Origin of the sequence: Caulobacter sp. 602-1, assembly GCF_003931565.1 — a bacterium.
GTDB lineage: Bacteria > Pseudomonadota > Alphaproteobacteria > Caulobacterales > Caulobacteraceae > Caulobacter.
Window position 1 is genome coordinate 1 of the sequence record NZ_RRYI01000239.1, and the last position, 235, is coordinate 235.

The window sequence follows — 235 nt, forward strand, 5'->3', positions numbered from 1 at the left end:
TGCGGGGACAGGATTTGAACCTGTGACCTTCAGGTTATGAGCCTGACGAGCTACCGGGCTGCTCCACCCCGCGTCAGGGTGTTTTGGATTGTGATGCAGGGTTTTTGGACTTGAAGAAGATATCCTTTTGGCGGACCTGGCGGCGACCTACTCTCCCGCGCCTTGAGACGAAGTACCATTGGCCCAGGGGGACTTAACGACCGAGTTCGGAATGGGATCGGGTGGGGAACCCCCG

General features: G+C 58.3%; 1 tRNA gene and 1 rRNA gene. Both read right to left on the bottom strand.

Annotated elements, in window-relative coordinates:
• A tRNA-Met gene (locus tag EIK80_RS26025) sits at nt 1-73 on the bottom strand.
• Between the two features lie 61 nt (nt 74-134).
• Nucleotides 135-235, bottom strand: a 5S ribosomal RNA gene (gene rrf, locus EIK80_RS26030); the annotation flags it as partial.